Origin of the sequence: Brevibacterium sp. S111, from assembly GCF_004745075.1 — a bacterium.
Classification (GTDB): domain Bacteria; phylum Actinomycetota; class Actinomycetes; order Actinomycetales; family Brevibacteriaceae; genus Brevibacterium.
Genome location: NZ_RHFH01000008.1, coordinates 1 through 18,866, shown reverse-complemented (window position 1 = coordinate 18,866; position 18,866 = coordinate 1). Strand labels below are relative to the sequence as shown.

20 protein-coding genes and 1 pseudogene are annotated in these 18,866 nt (G+C 66.5%); 7 read left to right on the top strand and 14 right to left on the bottom strand.

Going from position 1 to position 18,866, the window contains the following annotated elements; translation table 11 throughout:
• Positions 1-11 precede the first annotated feature (11 nt).
• The 7 genes from EB836_RS10435 to EB836_RS10410 all read right to left on the bottom strand — a co-directional run bounded on the left by EB836_RS10435 (position 12) and on the right by EB836_RS10410 (position 5,076).
• Complete coding sequence (locus tag EB836_RS10435; RefSeq protein ID WP_135540140.1) at positions 12-881, bottom strand: hypothetical protein; 870 nt, start codon at positions 879-881, stop codon at positions 12-14.
• 101 nt (positions 882-982) lie between these two features.
• Positions 983-1,372 (bottom strand): hypothetical protein, encoded by a 390-nt coding sequence (locus EB836_RS10430; protein ID WP_135540138.1) that lies wholly within the window; start codon positions 1,370-1,372, stop codon positions 983-985.
• Positions 1,353-2,177, bottom strand: coding sequence for a DUF2637 domain-containing protein (locus EB836_RS10425; protein ID WP_205683350.1), 825 nt, complete (start codon positions 2,175-2,177; stop codon positions 1,353-1,355). The genes EB836_RS10430 and EB836_RS10425 overlap by 20 nt, the downstream gene beginning before the upstream one ends.
• Positions 2,174-3,067, bottom strand: a complete 894-nt coding sequence (locus EB836_RS10420; RefSeq protein WP_135540447.1) for a bifunctional DNA primase/polymerase — start codon at positions 3,065-3,067, stop codon at positions 2,174-2,176. The genes EB836_RS10425 and EB836_RS10420 overlap by 4 nt, the downstream gene beginning before the upstream one ends.
• Before the next feature lie 38 nt (positions 3,068-3,105).
• Complete coding sequence (locus EB836_RS10415; RefSeq protein WP_135540136.1) at positions 3,106-4,200, bottom strand: ArdC-like ssDNA-binding domain-containing protein; 1,095 nt, start codon at positions 4,198-4,200, stop codon at positions 3,106-3,108.
• 262 nt (positions 4,201-4,462) lie between these two features.
• Positions 4,463-4,636, bottom strand: a complete 174-nt coding sequence (locus EB836_RS18170) for a hypothetical protein (RefSeq protein ID WP_167854426.1) — start codon at positions 4,634-4,636, stop codon at positions 4,463-4,465.
• An 11-nt stretch (positions 4,637-4,647) separates the two neighbouring features.
• On the bottom strand, positions 4,648-5,076 hold the full coding sequence (locus tag EB836_RS10410) for a hypothetical protein (protein WP_135540135.1): 429 nt from the start codon (positions 5,074-5,076) through the stop codon (positions 4,648-4,650).
• Positions 5,077-5,315: 239 nt separating this feature from the next.
• Here EB836_RS10410 and EB836_RS10405 point away from each other — a divergent pair.
• Positions 5,316-6,556, top strand: a pseudogene (locus tag EB836_RS10405) (integrase core domain-containing protein).
• A 125-nt stretch (positions 6,557-6,681) separates the two neighbouring features.
• Here the strand turns inward: EB836_RS10405 and EB836_RS10400 are convergent.
• The gene (locus EB836_RS10400) at positions 6,682-7,041 is read right to left on the bottom strand and encodes a DNA cytosine methyltransferase (RefSeq protein ID WP_240689843.1); all 360 of its coding nucleotides are present in this window, start codon (positions 7,039-7,041) and stop codon (positions 6,682-6,684) included.
• Positions 7,042-7,379: 338 nt separating this feature from the next.
• Here EB836_RS10400 and EB836_RS10395 point away from each other — a divergent pair, with 338 nt between their 5' ends.
• Positions 7,380-8,066: a hypothetical protein gene (locus EB836_RS10395; RefSeq protein ID WP_135540131.1), complete on the top strand. Its 687-nt coding sequence runs from the start codon at positions 7,380-7,382 to the stop codon at positions 8,064-8,066.
• Here EB836_RS10395 and EB836_RS10390 read toward each other — a convergent pair.
• The 5 genes from EB836_RS10390 to EB836_RS10370 all read right to left on the bottom strand — a co-directional run bounded on the left by EB836_RS10390 (position 7,999) and on the right by EB836_RS10370 (position 12,984).
• Positions 7,999-8,886: a helix-turn-helix transcriptional regulator gene (locus tag EB836_RS10390; protein ID WP_346763088.1), complete on the bottom strand. Its 888-nt coding sequence runs from the start codon at positions 8,884-8,886 to the stop codon at positions 7,999-8,001. The genes EB836_RS10395 and EB836_RS10390 overlap by 68 nt on opposite strands.
• A gap of 470 nt (positions 8,887-9,356) precedes the next feature.
• Positions 9,357-10,160: an ABC transporter permease gene (locus EB836_RS10385; protein WP_135540127.1), complete on the bottom strand. Its 804-nt coding sequence runs from the start codon at positions 10,158-10,160 to the stop codon at positions 9,357-9,359.
• Entirely contained in the window at positions 10,157-11,098 is a 942-nt protein-coding gene (locus EB836_RS10380; RefSeq protein WP_240689841.1) for an ATP-binding cassette domain-containing protein, read from the bottom strand. The genes EB836_RS10385 and EB836_RS10380 overlap by 4 nt, the downstream gene beginning before the upstream one ends.
• 61 nt (positions 11,099-11,159) lie before the next feature.
• Positions 11,160-11,762, bottom strand: a complete 603-nt coding sequence (locus EB836_RS10375; RefSeq protein ID WP_135540123.1) for a histidine phosphatase family protein — start codon at positions 11,760-11,762, stop codon at positions 11,160-11,162.
• Positions 11,763-11,826: 64 nt separating this feature from the next.
• Positions 11,827-12,984: a PEP/pyruvate-binding domain-containing protein gene (locus EB836_RS10370; protein WP_135540121.1), complete on the bottom strand. Its 1,158-nt coding sequence runs from the start codon at positions 12,982-12,984 to the stop codon at positions 11,827-11,829.
• Between the two features lie 59 nt (positions 12,985-13,043).
• On the opposite strand from EB836_RS10370, the gene EB836_RS10365 reads away from it, so the two are divergent.
• The 4 genes from EB836_RS10365 to secA2 all read left to right on the top strand — a co-directional run bounded on the left by EB836_RS10365 (position 13,044) and on the right by secA2 (position 17,140).
• On the top strand, positions 13,044-13,439 hold the full coding sequence (locus tag EB836_RS10365; protein ID WP_135540119.1) for a DNA-binding protein: 396 nt from the start codon (positions 13,044-13,046) through the stop codon (positions 13,437-13,439).
• Entirely contained in the window at positions 13,436-14,071 is a 636-nt protein-coding gene (locus tag EB836_RS10360) for a transcriptional regulator (protein ID WP_135540117.1), read from the top strand. The genes EB836_RS10365 and EB836_RS10360 overlap by 4 nt, the downstream gene beginning before the upstream one ends.
• A gap of 10 nt (positions 14,072-14,081) precedes the next feature.
• Positions 14,082-14,528 carry a protein-tyrosine phosphatase family protein gene (locus EB836_RS10355; protein ID WP_135540115.1) on the top strand — a complete coding sequence of 149 codons (447 nt, stop codon included), beginning with the start codon at positions 14,082-14,084 and terminating at the stop codon, positions 14,526-14,528.
• 272 nt (positions 14,529-14,800) lie between these two features.
• A complete protein-coding gene (secA2, locus tag EB836_RS10350; protein WP_135540113.1) occupies positions 14,801-17,140 on the top strand; it encodes an accessory Sec system translocase SecA2 in 2,340 nt (779 codons plus the stop codon).
• 190 nt (positions 17,141-17,330) lie between these two features.
• Here secA2 and EB836_RS10345 read toward each other — a convergent pair whose 3' ends face one another.
• The gene (locus tag EB836_RS10345; RefSeq protein ID WP_167854425.1) at positions 17,331-17,912 is read right to left on the bottom strand and encodes a CGNR zinc finger domain-containing protein; all 582 of its coding nucleotides are present in this window, start codon (positions 17,910-17,912) and stop codon (positions 17,331-17,333) included.
• 47 nt (positions 17,913-17,959) lie between these two features.
• On the opposite strand from EB836_RS10345, the gene EB836_RS10340 reads away from it, so the two are divergent.
• A complete protein-coding gene (locus EB836_RS10340; protein WP_240689838.1) occupies positions 17,960-18,799 on the top strand; it encodes an alpha/beta hydrolase in 840 nt (279 codons plus the stop codon).
• The last annotated feature ends 67 nt before the right edge of the window (positions 18,800-18,866 follow it).

The window sequence follows — 18,866 nt, the reverse complement described above, 5'->3', positions numbered from 1 at the left end:
TCCTTGTTGTGTTACTTCCGGCGCTTGGGCGCGGCCAGGCAGATCGTCAGCACGAGGTCGTCATCGCACAGCAGCATCGGCAGCGACTCGCCGATCAGCAGCCGCAGCAGCACACCCCGGCCCGCGCTGGTCGCCGCCAGCGCCGGGTGCGGGTTGCCCAGCAGCGCTTTGAGAAGCCCCGTCCACGACCGGCCTGGCAGATCGAGAAAGGCGCGGGCATGCTTGTCGCGGCGCAGGTTCTCGTAGGCGGTGTGCCTGGCCCCGGCTTTCGCCAGCGCTGCGCAGATGTGCTCCACCGACGCCCGCGCGGTTGCCGGCTCCCAGCCGAGCATCGTCACCAGAGCGATCGCGTCCTCCACCGCCGAGCCAGCCGAGACGCATGATCGCGCCGACGCTGCCTCGCCGTGGTCGGCCTGATCCTCGGGTGCGGGGTCGGTGACCTGGAACGCCGGGTGATACTCCGACAGCGGCGTCTCCCGATCCGAGATGCGCTCGGCGTCGTGGAACGCGGAGATGTGCGGACGGCGAGCCTGATGCGTCGAGCACAGCAGCCCTTGGGCGCGTTCCTCGGCGATGCAGGTGATTCGCACCGCGTGGGTGACCACGCCCCACGGATCGACGGCCTCGCGGGCGGAGCGGGTGCGCATCACATCGAACGCCGCGGACGCGGCCTCCCACGGGTCCAACCCGTGCTTGCGGGCCAGCGCGCCGTATTTCTCCGCGGCGAACCGCATCAGCTCCCGGGCGAGGGTGTCGTGCTCCCACGCACCCTCCCCGGCCTGGTGGAGCCGTCGCAGCAGGGCGCGCAACCCGGCGCTGGTCGTGTAGTCCTCACCGCCGCCCTCATCCGGGGCGCTGGCGGTCATCGTTGGGGTCGTCATGGTTCAGGCACCTCCTGGCGAGCAGGTGCACGACCCCGCCCCACCGCGCGAAGCGCGGCCTGCGAGATCGGCGGGCACGGTGGTCGTCATGGCCGGTCACCTCAGCTCATCCCGACCGGGCCGCGCCCGGCGCTGTCGTGACTGGTGCCGCGTCCGAACGCCGAGATCGGCGGCAGCTCCCGCGCACGGGAGGCCACGTCCTTGACGCCGCGGGCCAGCGGATCATGGGCCTTGTGGGCCAGATGGGCATCGAAGTCGATGGCCAGGCGCGAGATGACCCCGCTGCCACGGGCCAGCAGGTCCGAGGAGCGCAACCAATCGACCCCGCGGGCCTTCCGCTTCGCCGGATCAACAGCCTCCGCGTTGGGCTTGCGGTCGACGTCGGCGGCCTGGATCGCATCGGGTGCGCCCGTCGCCTCCACCGGGTCGGGCCGTGCCTCCTCAGGCGCCGGTGTGCGCCGGGCCGGATGCTCATACTCGTTGGGGTTCATGATCAGACTCCTTCTCCTTGTCTTCTTCCTTCGTGGTCTCCGGGCCGGGGGTCCGGGGGAACCAGCGGCCAACCGTCGAGGCGTGCACGCCGAGCTCGCGGGCGATCGCCTTGTTCGACCACCCCGCCTCACGCAGCGCCTCTGCCCGCTCCCGACGGCCCGGGCCGGCCCCCACCGGCTCCGACGGTTCAGGCGTCGGCGTCAGGGCGGGCTCATCCTGAGGTTGAGGCTGGGGCTGCGGTGTCTCTGGCTCGGTGCCGGCTGGCGCAACGCGCTCGGGCAGCTCCGGCGGCCGGACAGGATCGACCTGTGCGACGAGGCTCGCGCTCATCTCCTCGGTCAGCGCCGGACGCGGTGCGCGGGCCAGCGCGTCCGCCAGCGGTGTCGAGGCCTCGGGGGGCTTGGTGGAGCGGGTGAGGACGACGGTCAGATGCGTGGACGCCAGCAGCACCAGCGGCGGGACGGCCGCGACGGTCGCGGCCAGCAGGCCCGGCACGGACGCGGTGGCGGCCACGATCGCGTGGGCGGCGTTCGCAGTCACCGACACCAGCGCGCCGGCGATGAGCAGTGCCCACGGATACCAGGCCGAGCGGTGCCGGTCGAGGGCGACGACCGCGACGGTGGCGACGACGATCAGCCCATCGACCAGCAGCGGCCATATCCACGCCTGCCCCGCGTCGATGCCCGAGCGCACCGCCAGATCGGCCAGGGCGACGAAGCTCAGCCAGAACGCGCCGCCGCCGATCAGCACCGTGCCCGATGCCGCGGCGACCACCGCCCACCGGCGGCCCCAGAGCGCGTTCATCCCAGCCCCCTGCCCATCGACGCCGGCCTGTCTGCCTTGACGGGTGTGAGGAGGTCGCTGGCTGCCCCGGCCAATGGCGTCTCGGGGCCACGCGTTCCTCGGGGCCCGGTGGCGATGGTGCGGTAGGCCGACTGGACGGTGCGGGTGATCTCCCGCTCCCCGAAGTCAGGTTGCTCCACGCGGACGAACGCATCCAGTGCCTCGTCCTCGGGCACGTTGCCCTCGGCCAGACGGCACGCGGCCCAGAACAGTTTGAGATTCCGATCCGTGCTCTGTCCGCCCAACCATGACGCCATCCGCTGCGCATCTACCGGCGCCGCCCCATCCCGGCATACCCCCTTCGGGCGGGGCCGGGGCGGGGTCAGGAACTCGCGCAGGCGCTGCGCGTCCAGGGGCCGGCTGTCGGTCGGGGCGAAGGAGGTGGGGTGGTAGAGCACGCTCTCGCCGTCGATCCGGCGGCGCGAGGGCGGGACGATGATATAACCGCGATCCCCGCGGAAGTCGATCCCCGCTTTCCCGGCCTGCCACGATGGCTGCTCGCCGCTCCCGGCCGGGTAGTAGATGTGCAAGCCACCGGTCGGTGAGCGCACCATCGTCTCCCACCCGTTCACCAGCCCGGACCGGCGCGCTCGGCGCAGGGCGTCGTAGCCGTTGACGCCGTGCACATCGACGTCCATGACGACCACGCCGCTGCGGGCGCCGGTGGGCATCCCGATGTTCGCGGCCGGGAACCGCGACCACCACGCCTGCACCTGCGCCGTGTCCGCGGTCGCATCGTGGAACCCGCGCCGGGTGATCGGCTGCTTGCCCTCCGGCGCGCACGGGAACACCGGCACCCCCGCCTCAGCGAATGCCGCCGCGGCCCGCGGCAGCGTCCAGGAGGCATCCATCCGCGCCACCGCGGCAGTGAACCTGCTCCGGGCGGCCATCACAGCCCCCGCCCCTGGACACCAGACCGCTCGCGGCCGCGCTCGGGTTCAGGCAACGGCTCCACTCCTCGTTCTGGCGAGCGCTGCTCCGGGAGCTTGCGGTCCGGAATCTCGCGGGTCAGACCCGGCGGGGTGCCATCGGGCACCTGGGCGGTGTCGAGCTGGTCGAGAATCCCGGCGGCGGCCTTGCGCACTCGTTCCCCGGTGGCCTTGACGATCTCGACGGGCTCTTTGCCGTCGACGTTCACCGCCCACCCGGCCACGTACGGGATCGTGTACCCGGTGGTGTCCATTCCGTGGGCAGCGCCGATCATGAGCGCGACGGATTCGGCTTCGACCTCGGCGATCCCGCGGTGCTGGCGGGCGTCCTCTTGGTCGGGGTCGTGCAGCAGCACATGGGCAAGCTCGTGAGCCAGTGTCTTCACCTGTGCGGCGGGGTCCATGTTCTCGCGCACCGCGACCCACCGCTCGGTGAAGCTCGTCCGCCCGTTGGCGCCGTCGATCATGCCCTCATGCGGCACCCGCACCAGCTCGTACCCGGCGGCCTCCACCTGCCCGGCCAGCCCCTCCCAAAGCCCGTCCGGTGCCTCACCCTCCAGCAGGGCCGGCTCCGGCGGCTCGGGGATCGGGTCACCGGCGGTCTGCGAGACATCCCAGACGTAGGCCGGACGCACCCCGACCATCCGCGAGCGCACCACCTCGCCCGGCTTGGGCTTCTCGCCACGATTCAGCCGATACCACGAGGCGGGGTCCGAGGGGTTCGCAGAGGCGAACCTGCCGGTGACCGGAGCGAGGATCTGATACCCGCCCTGGCCCTTCTCGACCTGCCGGCCGAGTTGCTGCCACTGCTTGTATCCGGCGACATACGTGGGGAACGGCGAGGGCACGTTTCCGGCTTCGTAGTTGGCCCCGTGAGCCTCCCAGATGAGCATCACGTTGTTGAACGAGCGCGACCGGAACCTCGCGGCGAACGTCAGCGCATCGGCCCAGTCCTCACCCGTGACCAGCTGCTCGACCGCGCCGGTCAGCTTCTCGTGGAGCTCGTCGAGCTTCGCCTCCCGCGCCTGGCGGGCCTCCTCCTGCCTCGTCGCCATCGTGCAGCCTCCTCCCGGTAGGCCAGCCACCAGGAGCGGTGGCTGGCCCTGCACCTGCGAGGTGAGTCAGGCGTACCCGGCGAGTCGAGACGGTCAGCGAACAACAAGATCGGTAGGTTGGCCATCAGGAACAACGGCTGCACCTGACCCTTGGACAATCCGGCCTACCAGCCCTCCGGGCGCCGCAGTGACGGAGCCCGGAGATGGGGTCTTGAAGGCTGGTGGCGACGTCCTGAACCTGGGCAGCCCTCGGCGTCCGGCGTCATTCGCCCTCGGGTGTCAGCGCCTGGATCGCGGTCAGCGCTTGGAGCGGCAGCACCCCGTTGCCCAGCGCGGTGATCTGCTGATTCGGTGTCAGTTCGTGCTCGGGGCCCGTGACCCAGGCCGACGGCAAGCCCATGAACCATTCCACGAACTCCGGCGCTGGACGCGGCATCTGCTCCTTGGTCACGAGCGCTGGCGCGGGGACGCATCGTCCGGTGATGTGCTCCCACCGGGCGATGGCGTAGGCGTATCGCCCCCATCGGCGAAGATGCTCTCGATCAACGCGAACAGGGTCTCCGACTCGTTCCGCCTGGCCGGCGAGCCATCCGGCCGGTGCAGGGCGAAGTCGATGATCTGATGCGACAGGGCGATCGTGCCCCGCCGCGCTCGCACCTGGTCCAGGCTCTCCCCGCCCCGCGAGGAGTCCGAGGCCAGCGGCGTCCGAAACAGCGCCGTCACGGTAGGCGAGGATGAAGACCCGGAAGCGATTGTGCGCAGCGCCGACGCGGGAAGCCGGTAGGCCGAGCCATCGTGCATGAAGCCCGAGGTCGGCCAAATCCCCGAGAACGGCGCCGAGCGCCCGAAGAGGTCGAGCTGACTGGTCTCCCACACCCCATCGGTCGGATTCCAGATTGCGAAGGGTTGCGGTTGCGTCCTGCACGGTTGCGTCTGCGGGTGTTATGTCGCAGGACTTCGGTAACAGTTCTACCTCAGGACATCGGTGACACTGTGGGCGGTGTTGGTGGTGACACTTCTACCGCTCTGATGGGTGGATGAGTAGAAATCAGCCTGTTGAGCCTCGTGTCCGTCTCGCTATCGCCCGGTGGCCCGATGATGCTCCACGTGGGGCGGTGAGCACGTTCTGCGCGGAGCATGGCATCTCTCGTAAGACGTTCTACGCGCTGCGGAAGAGAGCGGACACAGAGGGCCCCGCCGCAGTGCTGGAACCTCGCTCACGCCGCCCGCAGACCAACCCCACCCGGATCACAGAGGAGACCAAACAACACGCCCTTCACGTGCGCGCCTCACTGGAGGCCTCGGGGCTGGATCACGGACCGATCAGCGTGCATGACAAGATGGAAGCGATGAGCATGGGCGCTCCCGCGATTGCTTCGCTGGCACGGATCTTCCGCGAGGCCGGTGTCGCTCGTTTCGAACCGAGGAAGAAGCCGAGGGCCGCCTACCGCAGGTTCGTCTATCCCGCGCCGAACGCGTGTTGGCAGCTGGACGCCACCGAGTACGTCCTCACCTGGGGCCGCAAGTGCGTGATCTTCCAGCTCGAGGACGACCATTCCCGGGTCGCGGTCGCTTCCCAGGTCGCAGGTGGCGAGACCAGCGTGGGCGCTCTGGCGGTCTTCAACAAGGGCGTCGCTTCGCGTGGGGTGCCCCAGCGCCTGCTGACCGATAACGGGATGGCGCTGAACCCGTCCCGGCGGGGCTGGGAAGGACAGCTCGTCACCTACGCCACCTCGCTCGGCGTCGAGGCGATCACCGGAAAGCCCGGTCGACCCACCACACAGGGCAAGAACGAAAGGTTTCACCAGACTCTGTTCCGGTGGCTCGACAAGCAGTCCCTGGCCGAGTCGGTCGCCGAGCTGCAGGAGCAGGTTGACCGGTTCGATGTCATCTATAACACCGAGCGGGGCCACCAAGGGCTTCCGGGCAGGATCACCCCGCAAGCCGCGTGGGAGGCGACTGAGGTCGCCGAGCCTCCGCGTCCGCAGCCAGTGCTTGTCGATCCCGTGTTCCCGGACCCTCCGGCCGGCACGCTGGCCAAGGAGTCGCTGAGACGCGAGACTGCGCCGCCTGCCAGACCGGGCGAGTATCTGCGGAAAGTGCGGGTGACCGGTGGAGTGACGGTCCGAGATGTTGCCTACCAGATCGGGCGCGACCGTGCCGGTGAGCACGTGCACGTCATCATCGATTCCTACACGATCAGCTTCTTCGACACCCAAACTGGGGAGCTGCTCATCGAGCACTCGCTGCCCGAGCCCGGTGTCCGCTACGTGGGCAACGGAAAGTCCCGCGGCTGGAGATCACGGACCAAACCGTCACCGAAGTCCTGAGACACGAAACGTTACCTATGTCCTGAGGCAGAACTGTCACCGATGACCCGAGACATCACAGTTGCGTCTGCGGGGTTGCGTTCATCGGGGGTTGCTCCTTGCATCTCGGGACGGGCCGCGCGGGCAGACAGCAGCCCGCGCACGTTCTCGATCACCACGAACCGGGTTGCAGCGCCTCGATCGCCTCAGCCATGAACGACCACAGCCCCGAGCGGGTGCCGGGCGCGAGACCGGCCATCTTCCCGACCGTCGAGATGTCCTGGCACGGGAACCCTCCCGAGAGCACATCGACCGGTGCGACCTCGCTCCAGTCCACGTCGGTGATGTCTCCCAGGTTCGGGGCATCCGGCCAGTGGTGGGCGAAGACGCCAGCGACGGGGTCGTTGAGCTCGGAGAACCAGACCGTCTCCGCGTCGAAGCAGTGCTCGGCGGCGAGGTCGAGACCGCCGTACCCGCTGAACAGCGAACCGATCTTCCAGCGTCGGCGGGCAGGGGTGGCAGCGTGAGGCATGAGGGCTCCGGCAGGTCGGTGGAGACCCGGCACCAGGCCCCGCGCGGAGCCCCACGCCGGGAGAACACCTGCCAGGTGCACGCATCCCCGAATCCGCCGGCCCAGCGCCAGCGCGCCGCGCCTCAGCAGCCCAGCGACACCGCCCCGCGCACCCCGAAGGCCGGCCCGCACCGACCTTCCAGACGTGCTCGACCAGCACCCCTCCACGAGGGATCACACCTCTTGCAGATCGCGGGAAACCTAGGTTGACACGGTGCAGTCTGGTCGGGAGGGAGCCGATCACCTGGGTGTCGAAGGGTCGTGCCGGCACGCGTCGTGCGGGCGTAGAGGAGACCGTCATGGCGGAGCAGATGATGCTCGTGTTGGCCGAGGACGAGCGGAGCGCGGTGGCTCAGGAGCTGCGCCGTTACGGGAACTACCGCGAGGACATCGGCGCCGACCTCTGGGACTCGCACGTCCTCCCCGAGCCGGGCGAACCCGACCCAGCGGGCATCACGCCGCAGGTGGAGAAGATGATCGACGGTCACATCACTGTCGGCGAGGACTGCGCATCTCTCGCCGCCGCGTTCGAGAGCACCGCTCCGGTTCTGCTGACCCTTCCGAGCATCCAGCTCATCGAAGACGCCCTGTCAGAGGCTTACCCCGATGGCCTTTCCCCTGAGGTCGCGCGCACGGCGATGTTCTGCCGCATCGCGCACCGCCGCCTGACCCAGGCTTCTGCCGCGGATGCGCTGGACGAGGCCGTTGCGGTCAATGCGGAGATGCAACCCGTCGCAACCGCGCCGGCTGAAGCGGCGCTTGCGCAACGACTGGAAGAAGTGAACGCCACACTCAGCCAGCAGCTCGTGCAACTGCACGGCAGCCAGGAGAGCTTGAACGAGCGCGTTACGGCGCAGCAGCGTCAAATCGAGCAGTTGCGCAACCAGGGCGGGAAGCGCAGACGGCTCCCGAACCCGTTCAGCTCGACCTTCGATTCTGGACAGTCTCGACGCCCGAGTGGGACAGGCCTGGGACGCACGCTGTAGTCGAACCGGCGATGCCGCGGGGCTGGTCGTGATGGCGGCGGTACTGCGTAGCCAGCATGATCCGGTAGCGGCTCGGGGTCAGGCCTGTCGCCTGTCGGAAGGCTTCGGAGGCGCGGTTGCGTGACTGCCATCCGACTTTGCGGCCCGCCTGCTCGATCGTCAGATCGGTCTCCCGCAGCAGCCGCGCCATCTCCTCGACCCGCAGCATCGTCAGATACGCCAGCGGTGTCTTCCCGTAGGCGTCGGTGAACACCCGTGCGACCTGCTTGGTGGATAGATGCACCATCTCGGAGAGATCATCCAGCGTCCAGGGGTTGGCGATCGCGCCGCTGAGCGCGGCACGCACCATGTCGGCCTCCGCCCGTGTCGGGGCGAAGCGCCGCACTCGCGGATGCACCGGCAGGCTCCGCGCCCGCTGCGAGGGCGAGACCCGATGGTCGGTCACTCGGATGTGCGGGGCGATGCGATCCATCACGTTGAACCAGAGTGCCTGCATCCGATGGAACCGGGCGTGCGCGTCATCGAGGCTGAGCCCGACAAGCTCATCCAGCCACGGCATGAGCAGCCCCGCGTGCTGCTCGCCGAGGCGGATGATCTGCGCCGGCTCGGTGAAGGTCTCCTTGACGAACACCGGCGCATCCAGCCGGTCGTAGACGATGCCGGCGTACTGCCAGAACGCCTGATCGATCACATAGTCCGTGTCCGCGTAGATCGTGGTGACCGTGATGTGACCTTCGGGCTCGGAACCGCAGAGGACGTTCGGTCCGAGCAGGATCACGTCGCCGGGGCGCACCGGCTTCTGCCCGAACTCACTGAACAAGATCGCTGATCCATCTCTGACAATGATGACCTTCACGCAGTCATACGCCAGCGGCCCGATAGGGCGATGGATCGTGTGAGTGCGCGCCAGCAGAGGCTGGAAGCCGTTACCTCCGGCTTTCATCCGACTGCCTGTAAGTCATGCAGACCTCTGTCAACGGCGTCTCTCCGATGGCAGATCGCGTAGCTGAGCCAGAAAGCACGAGATGGTGTCGGACAGTTCTCGCTCAGCATCGGTGGTCACCAAAGGCGGCACGGGTCCAACGATCGCTGTGGACTTCTTCCTCTTGTCCATAATCAAGGAAGTCGCCAGTCAAGAGCTGCTGGCTTTGTGACTCCGCAGAACCCCGTACATCCAGAAGTTTGAGATCGGTGACGAGTCTGGCGCGGCGGTGGGTCGGGCGACTGGTAAGGGTGAGTGCTTGTCGGCTATGGCCCGCAGCGCAGCCGGGTGAGGTAACGGTGCGACTATCAACGTTTGCGGTTGTAAGCAGCGATCGCCAGCGGGCAGAAAGCGATCAAGATTCCAGCCGACCAGAGGATGGTCTGGATGATCGAGTTTCCAGTCGGCACACCGGCCAGCAGTGCTCGGGCAGCGTCCATCGCGTGAGTAACGGGGTTGACGTTCGCCCAGGCTTGGAGCCATTCAGGGAGCGTGTCAATGGGGGCCGCGAGACTGGAACCGAGCATGAGTGGGATGAAGACGATGAACGCGAACGCCATGACTGCGCCCTCGTCTTTGACCAGCACCCCGAGGAACACCGTCACCCAACTCAGGCAGAATCCGAACGCGAGCACGAGCGCGACTGCAGCCAAGGCTGATCCGGTATCCGTCTGGACGCGGAAGCCCATGAGGTAGCCGATACCGAACAGCAAAGCGATGGCGATGACGTAGCGCACCATGTCTGCCATGATCGACCCGAGCAGTGGTGCTGATCGTCCAATGGGCAGGCTGCGGAATCGGTCGAAGACGCCTTTCTTCATGTCGATGTTGATGCTCAGGCCGCTGGACAGCATCCCTGAGAGTCCTGCGCCCATGACCACGATTCCGGGGAAGAGATAGAGCAGGTAGTCGTCGGTGGAGCCTGCTACTGAGCCGCCGAACAGGTAGACGAACAGCAGCAGGAAGATCGCTGGTGTGACGACTCCGTTGACCAGTGCGCCGGGGTTCCTGGCGGACTTGGCCAGGCTCCGGCGGGCCAGGATCAGGCTGTGCCGTAGTAGCCCCGCTGGGCGTCTCTCAGAACTGGTGGCTGTGATGGAGACGGTGCTCATGCGTGGCTCCTTTCGGCCTCGTCGGTCTTGCCGCTGGTGGCGGGTGCGCCGGTCAGGGTGAAGAACACTTCGTCAAGGCTGGGGAGCCGTAACGCGAACTCGGCAACCTCGATGCTCTCCGCTTCGAAGCGGCGGGCGATGTCGAACATCGCCCGGTCACTGTCCACTGGCGCGACCAACTCTTGTTGAGCGGCGTGCTCGACCGGGTGGCCGGACACGGCGGCGAGGATGGCAGCGGCTTTCTCCACGTCTACGGGATTCTTGGGGCGAATGGCGATGGCCTGCCCACCGACGATCTGCTTGAGTTCAGGCGGGGTGCCGTGGGCGATCACGCGCCCGTGGTCGATCACGCTTATCTCGTCGGCCAGCGCGTCGGCTTCTTCGAGGTACTGCGTCGTCAGGAGGACGCTGACGCCATCCGTGGTGAGTTCGCGGATGATCCGCCACAGTTCTTCGCGTTTGCCGGGGTCGAGGCCGACCGAGGGTTCATCGAGGAACACGACGCGAGGATGACCGACCAGGCTTGCCGCCAGATCGAGGCGTCGGCGCATCCCACCGGAGTAGGTAGCCACGGGCTTTCCCGCGGCCTCCGTCAGGCCGAAACGATCCAACAGCGCGTCTGCTCGGCGGGCGGCCTCGGGTTTGCGCAGGTCGAGCAGACTCCCGATCAGGATCAGGTTGCCTACTCCTGTGAGTTCTTCGTCCAGCGTCGCGTACTGGCCGGTCAAACCGATGATCCGTCGCACCTTGGCCGCGTCGCGGGTTACGTCCATGCCGCCGACTCTGGCGGTTCCGGCATCGAGGCCGGTCAGGGTCGCCAAGATGCGGATCGCCGTTGTTTTCCCGGCCCCGTTCGGGCCGAGGACGCCGAGAACGGTTCCAGGGCGGGCACGCAGATCCACGCCGTCCAGCGCAGTGTGCTTGCCATACCGCTTCACCAGCCCCTCGGCCTCGATTACATAGTCACTCACTCGAATCTCCTTGTCTTTCTCGCGGCGTTCAGGGGCGCAGCGTCTTGGGGAAACCCGTCCATTGCAGTTCGGGGCGAAGGTGGCTCATGTCGTTGAACATGGTGATGCTCGGCGGCAGCTCGGGCCGGTTCTCGATCACGGTCAGAGCGGCGTTGGCGCTGCTGAGGCCGAGCCACCGCACCGCCGGTGCGTCCAGGGCATGACGGATGAGCCACGCGATCGGGTAGGCATGGGTGATGAGCACTTCGTGCGCATCGTCGTCGCCCTCGGGCGGTGTGGCGAATCTCGCGGTGAGGCTCCGGGCGATCTTGTGCCCGGCCTCGGCCTCGTTGGTGTCGTAGCCGTCGAAGAACGGCACCCACGACGGTGGAGTCTCTTCCGGTGTGGGCACGTAGGGTACGTGGTCGATCAGCTCGGGTGCTCCGCTGACGGGCGCAGTGCCAGTGAGGAAGATGTTGAGTTGTTGGGCGCTATCGGCGGCTCGTGGCAAAGGCGAGTGGTACACGGCGTCGATGGGAAGATGCGCCAATCGCTGACCCAGCAGGCGGGCCTGTTCGTGCCCGGTGTCAGTGAGGTTGCCGAACGCGTCGGCGTCACCGTGCCGGGCAATGTAGAGATACCTGGTTGCCATGAGTGGGTCGGGAGCATCATGACGATGCTCCCGCTCTCCTTTCAGTCGGGGGTAGGGTTTGGGGTCAAAGAACGGTCACAGTTCCGGCTGTCCCGTCAAGCGTGATTCGGTCACCGTTCTCGATATGGGCAGTGGCGCCGTCGATGCCGAGCACGGCAGGGATGCCGTACTCGCGGGCGACGATCGCGGCGTGCGAGAGCGCGCCGCCGGTCTCGGTGACGACCCCGGCGGCGACAGTGAACAGCGGCGTCCAAGCGGGACCGGTGTACGGGCAGATCACGATGTCACCCGCGCGGACAGTCGGGAAGTCCGAAGGCCCGCGCACGACACGAGCCGCCGCGGTGACGGTTCCGTGAGCACCCGGAGTGCCGCTCAGCACCCCGGCCTGATCGGACGAATCATGAACCTTGCGGGCCGGAAGCGCGGCGGTGATCGGACGTGCTTGAAGAATCCAGACAGTGCCGTCAGCAACCGCCCATTCAACGTCTTGCGGCCCGCCAAGCGCAGTCGCGATCCAGCCCAGGTCGGCCAAGGCTGTGACCGTGGCGTCGTCCAGGGTGCGCGCGGATTGCCGGTCGGGGGCGACGGCACTGGTCGCGACACCGCCGTGCTCGTGATCCAGGTCGACACGGGTCTGCTTGCTTCCCGCCGAGAAGCCGACGATCCCGTCCGGGGTGACCTCGTAGGCGTCGGGGGCGACGGTACCGCCCACGACTGGCAGACCCAGCCCCCAAGACGCTTCGATCCGCGTCGGCTCATCGGCGTGCTGAGGGGTGAACATGACTCCTGAGACATCGGCCTCGATGACCGGCTGCACGAGCACTGACATGCCCGAAGCCTGCGGCGACGTGTCACCTGAGCGAGTCCAGTAGTCGCCCACTCGCGTGGCGCGGGCCGAAGCCCAGCAGGTCGCGACCGCCTGGCACACATCGTCTGCGCCGCGCACGCCGAGGACGGTCTCGTACTGGCCCGCGGCCGACGCCTCTGCGCTGTCCTCGTCCGTCGCCGATGACCTCACGGCCACCACAGGGTCGCCCATCCGCGCCAGTTCACGGGCAACCGCATCGCGCAACGAGCGCCCGACCTCGATGCCGGTCCGCTGGATGCCGCTCGGCACGACGAACCCATCGGGTACCGGCAGCCCCGCGCGCAGCAGCACTCCGAGCGTCGCCGCTTTCCCGCCCGTGTCCGTCCGGCTCGCCTCGGAGAGCGTTGTGAGCATCACACCACCAATCAATGAAGTATTGACAACAGTGTGTTGATCGTAGCAGGATGGGTGGCATGGAACGCAAGCACGACCTCGAACGACCCGGCCCCGCCGACCATGCGCAGGCCGAGCGTGAGCGCAACGCCCAAGGCATGCTTCTCGACAAAGGTGCAGACCAGTTGGAGCCGCGGCCGTGGCGACCTGAACCGGCTCCGCCGTCAGCGGTCGAGCTGACGCAGTACGCCCTGTGGCGTTCATCCGAACTGACCCCGGATGAACTCCTGGGAGCGCTCTCGTTGCTCCCGGCCGCTCGCGCCGAGGTTGAGAGCGTGGAGATCGGTCTGCTCTTCGCAGCTCGCAACGAGGGGCTGACCTGGGCGCAGATCGCCGAGGCGATGGGCTTCCGCTCGCCACAGGCGTGCCAGCAGTACGTCAACCGCCTTAGCGCCCGGCAGGACAAGCGAATATGACCCATCATTCCGCGGCATCACTACTCGTGCTGCACGCCGTGCGGCTCGTGGGGTTCGCCGACAGCGAAGCGGTTGCCGAGCGTGCAGGAACGAGCCACGCCGACGCGCTGCGCCAGTTGAGCGTCGCGGAACATGCGGGGTGGGTGCAGCACGTCGCGTTCGCCGACCTCGATGGGTGGTCGCTCACCGACTTTGGCAAGGCGGAGAACGAGCGCCAACTCGCGGCAGAGCGCGTGAGCGCCGACCCCGATGGCGTAGTTGCGTCCACCTACCGGGTCTTCCTCCCGCTCAACGCTCGCTTGTTGCGAGCGGTCACCGACTGGCAGATCAAACCGACCGAAACGCATCAGTTCGCGCCCAATGATCATTTCGATCGCGCATGGGATGGGCGGGTTCTCGAAGAACTGACGGCCCTCGGAACGGAACTTGCTCCTTTGATCGAGAATCTATCTGCCGTTCTCGCAAGGTTCGACGGCTACGTCGCGCGGTACGAGTTGGCGTTACGCAGGGCCATGAGCGGGGAACTTGACTGGATCGACAAGACCGACATCGACTCCTGCCACCGCGTCTGGTTCCAACTCCACGAAGACCTCGTCGCAACCCTCTGTATCGACCGACGAAATGAAGCATAGGCACCGCGACATGAACGCGATCGAGACATGGGAAACCGGTAACGGCGTGGTTGAGTTTCCCGATGGCCGCCGGGTTCGAGGGCGTGGCCTACTCGCGCCGCTTCCCAACGGACTCGATCCTCAGTTCGGGTTCTATCTCCTGGGACGCGCCCCGCGTATCGATCTCTGGCCACACCGCTGGGTTCTATGGCAGGACTTCTCCCTCCCGACCTCCACGGCTGACGCCGTCGCAGCACTCCATGAGGCGTACGAACGAGCCGCAATCGAACGGGTCGAGATCGCCTGCGACGGCGGCATAGGCCGAACGGGAACGGCCTTAGCCGCGCTCGCCATCATCGGTGGGGTACCCGCCAATGCCGCCGTGGCCTGGGTAAGAAAGAACTACCATCCGCAAGCGGTGGAAACCCCGGAACAACGACGCTGGATCGGCAACGTCTCCTCGCAATTGAGAACATAATCACTACTCATTTCTGCTTTCATCATGGCGACAGCAAAGGCGAACGACCCCGATTAACATAATGCGATCGATACTGAACCGTCTATACACAGAGAAAGACACCCCGTAGTCCTGCAAAAGTACGAGCGTCCTGATTGGCCTGATTCTGCGCTGCTCAGCCTACTCGGATGCGGACTTACCGCTTCCAGGAGGCGGCTTGAGCGAGGTCGAGCCGAGTCCGTGCCAGTAGCTGTTCCCTGATCCCGGTCAGGGTGGTCAGGTAGCGTGAGGTGATGGTCGGACCCGAGCCGTTGCGTGAACAGGGGGCGTGGTGGCAGCGCCCTCTGAGGTGGGTGAGTCGTTTCCGCCAGGATCCTGGCACGGCGAACCTGCGCACGTATGCGTCGCTGGTCGAGGGCATCGTCTCCCAGCGCGCGTCGCTGCGTTGCTTCACTGACGACGATCTTCTGAGACGTTCGGCTGGGTCCGTGTCGATCAGTTTGGACGATGATGACGAGCTGGCGCGCTTTCTCGGCGTGGCGAGTGAGGTGGCGCGGCGTCGGCTGGGGTTGGAGCCGTTCGAGGTGCAGCTGCTCGCCGCCGTGAGCATGCTACGCGGCCGGGTAGTCGATATGGCCACGGGCGAGGGCAAGACGCTGGTCGGGTTCCTCGTGTCCGCCGGTCTCGCCGCGGCCGGCCGGCGCGTGCACGTGCTTTCGGCAAACGACTACCTGGCGGGCCGAGACGCCGATGCCGGAGAACCGTTGTTCTCCGCGTTCGGCCTAACCTGCGCTGCGGTCGTCGACGGAATGGGTCAGCCGGATCGCTCCGAAGCGTACCGGGCTGACGTCGTGTACGCGACGGTGCACCAGATCGGGTTCGATCTGCTGCGCGACCGCCAGCGCCTCCCCGAGGCACGGCGGCTGGTGCCGGGATTGGACGCCGCGGTGGTCGATGAGATCGACGCCGTGCTGCTCGATGACGCGATGGTGCCGCTGGTGATCGCCGGCGACGCCGACCCGCAACCAGAAGAAGCATCTTTGGCGCAGGTCATCGCGGAACTGACCGAGGAGGAGCACTATCAGGTCGAGGGCGACCGGCGCAGCGTCGCGTTCACCGAGGCAGGTATCGCTCGTGTCGAATCGGCGCTCGGCATCGATGACCTATATGCGCAGGAGCATGTCGAACTGTTGACGGCGGCGCATGTCGCACTGCACGCGCACGCGCTGGTCGAACGCGACGTGCATTACCTCGTCACCGATGGACGGGTGCAGCTGGTCAACGATGCCCGTGGCCGGGTCGCGGATCGTCAGCGTTGGCCGGACGGTCTCCACGCCGCCATCGAGCGCAAAGAGGGACTGGAGGTGACCGGGCAAGCTGAGATCCTCGACCAGGTGCTCGTGGAGACAGTCGCCCGCGGCTATCGGACCCTCACCGGGATGAGCGGCACCGCCCTCGAAGCGGCCGAGCGCCTCGCCGAAGACCTCGACATCAAGACCGGGGTCATCCCCACCCACCGCCCCTGCATCCGCGAGGACGCCGCAGACCGGCTGTTCGCCACCGTCGAGCAACGCGACACCGCCGCAGCCGACGCCGTGCGTGCAGCCCATGATGCGGGACAGCCGGTGCTCATCGGTACCGGCAGCGTGGCCGATTCTGAGCGCTTCGCCCGATTGCTCGCCGAGCTGGGTGTCGAAGCGCGGGTACTCAACGCGAAGAACGACGCTGCCGAGGCTGAAATCATCGCCCGCGCCGGCGAGCACGGTGCGGTCACCGTGTCCACACAGATGGCCGGCCGAGGCGTCGACATCCAACTCGGTCCAGGAGCTGCCGAGACCGGCGGCCTGCTCGTCATCGGGCTCGGACGATACGACTCGGCCCGCCTCGACCGGCAACTGCGCGGCAGGTCGGGCAGGCAAGGCGACCCCGGCAGGTCCGTGTTCTACACCAGCCTCGAAGACGACGTGGTGACCGAACAGCTCCGCATCAGCGACCAGCCCCGCTCCATCGCCCCAGACGGGCTCATCGGCGACCGGAAGTTCGCGCGTCTCTACGAGCACTCGCAGCGCGTCGCCGAGGGCAAATTGCTGCAGCTGCACCGCACCACCCGCAGCTACCACACCATGACCGACCAGCATCGACAGGCGATCCTGGATACCCGCGAACGCCTCCTCACCGAACCCGACGCGCTCGATGACTACCTCCAGCAGGTCTTCACGGATGCTCCCGGCCGGGCGGGCGCATGGGCGGCGCAACGTCGCCGCCTCGCCACGGAAGTCGTGCTTTACCAGCTCGACCGCGCCTGGACCGATCACCTGAACCACCTCGCCGCCGTCCGCGAGGGCATCCACCTGCGAGTTCTGGGTAGGCAGAACCCGCTGGACGAGTTCAATCGAATCGCCGGCGACTCGTTCCGCAGCCTCGGCCCCGACGCCCTCGCAGCAGTCCGGCGGGTTCTCGACAACGCACCCGACGACGCCACAACCCTCGGCGATCTCGGCCTGCGCCGCCCGTCATCGACCTGGACGTACATGGTCACCGACAACCCATTCGGCTCCGAAGCAGACCGCGTGGTCGCCTACCTCGGAAACTTCATCAGGGGCGGCAGACCACCGTCGATCACGTACACCTGACCGCCAGCCCCAACCACCGTCCGCTACTCCGCCAGCGAAGCTTGGCGCGCTCACCGACGCGATCGATGACGACCGCTCTCTCTCGACACCGTTGACGCGGTATTACACCGAGGAAGGAACCCCGTGGGCCTGCAAAAGTAACACGGTCCTGATCGGTGCTTTCTGTTCACAACCTTACCGACAGCCTGAGCTAAGACTTGTTGTCTCGCCCGGCGGCATGGCGGGCGACCTTAGCGCGGTTGCCGCATCGTTGCATGGAACACCAGAGGCGCTGCTGCGAGCGTGACCGATCGATAAAACGTATTCCGCACCTCTGGTGCGAACACACCTTGATCCGTGACTGTTCTCCTTGGGCAATAATCGAGATTGCATCTGCCGCGAGCACTCCAAACACGTTCTCTATCGATGCCATTTTGGTTATGACCAACTCAGGGTCTGATTCGTCAATCTCCTGACGCGGAGCCGCAGCAGCCCATCGGTTGACCAGCAAAATGTGCCGCGAATGCAGCGCTGTTTGAGGGACAAGCAAGGCATCAATACTCTCACGCAGATCAAGGCAGTCGCTCAGATCCTGGTCCGTGATGGAGGTCTCGACGCCGAACCCAGATTCAGGTGGAACGAGCCGGGCTTGCCCTGCCCACACCCTCAGTGTTTCCGGGGAGGTCAGTGTCTCGCGGGGCGTCGTAGCCCGGTCTCGCAGTGTGTTGACGAAATCGAGCGCCACTGATCCGCCGTAGAACAGCCAAGGCTCGAAACGCTGTGATGCAGTCACAGACCTCATTCTATGAGCTAACCCTTTTATGCGGTTAGTATCGAATTGTGATTGATGTTCTGAGCTTGCCTTCGATTCGCCTGCACTACACGCTGTCAGGGAACACTGACCCGAATGCTCCGACGGTCGTGCTCCTGCATGGCTGGCCGCAAACCTCAGCCTGCTGGGATCAGCTCACCCCGCTCCTGCCAGACGCCTATCGGGTCATCGCCCCCGATCTGCGCAGCTACGGGCTCAGCGACAAGCCCCAGGGCGGGTACTCCAAACGTCGCATGGCTGCCGACATCGTGGAACTTCTCGACGCACTCGACGTCGAACGTTCCCATGTGGTCGGCCACGACCGTGGGGCACGAGTAGCGCACAGGTTCGCGCTCGACCAGGCTGACCGGATCAGGACGCTCGCGGTCTTGGATGTCGTGCCCACGCATGCGATGTTCCAATCCGATACCGCGACGGCGGCCGGATTTTTCCACTGGCTCTTCCATATGCAGCACGACCTCCCCGAGGCAATGACATCTGGTCGGGAAGAAGAGTATCTTCGCTATTTATTCCATCGATGGACACTGCGGCGCGACCGTCTCGAACCGATGATCGGTCACTACATCGAGTCCTTCAAGCAACCGGGCGCAATGCATGCGGGATTCGAGGACTACCGAGCGACCTGGGAAGACCTCGATCACGATGAACACGACCATCAGGTGGGGTACCGGGTCACCGTTCCCACGTTGGCCCTTTGGGGAGATCACGGGCTCGCGGCCCAAGCTCCAGTGCTGAGTAAGTGGAGAGACTACGTCGAAGAAACCCGAGATAGCACGTCTCTCCTTGAATGGCGCGTAGCGCTACTTGGTCCCGATAGTCCACGTACCTGGTATCAGTTTTCTGGATAGGTGGTACTGCCGTGATTTCGGTGGTCTTCTGAGCGGTGGGGCGGCACGTCCGTGTCGCCCGTCACTG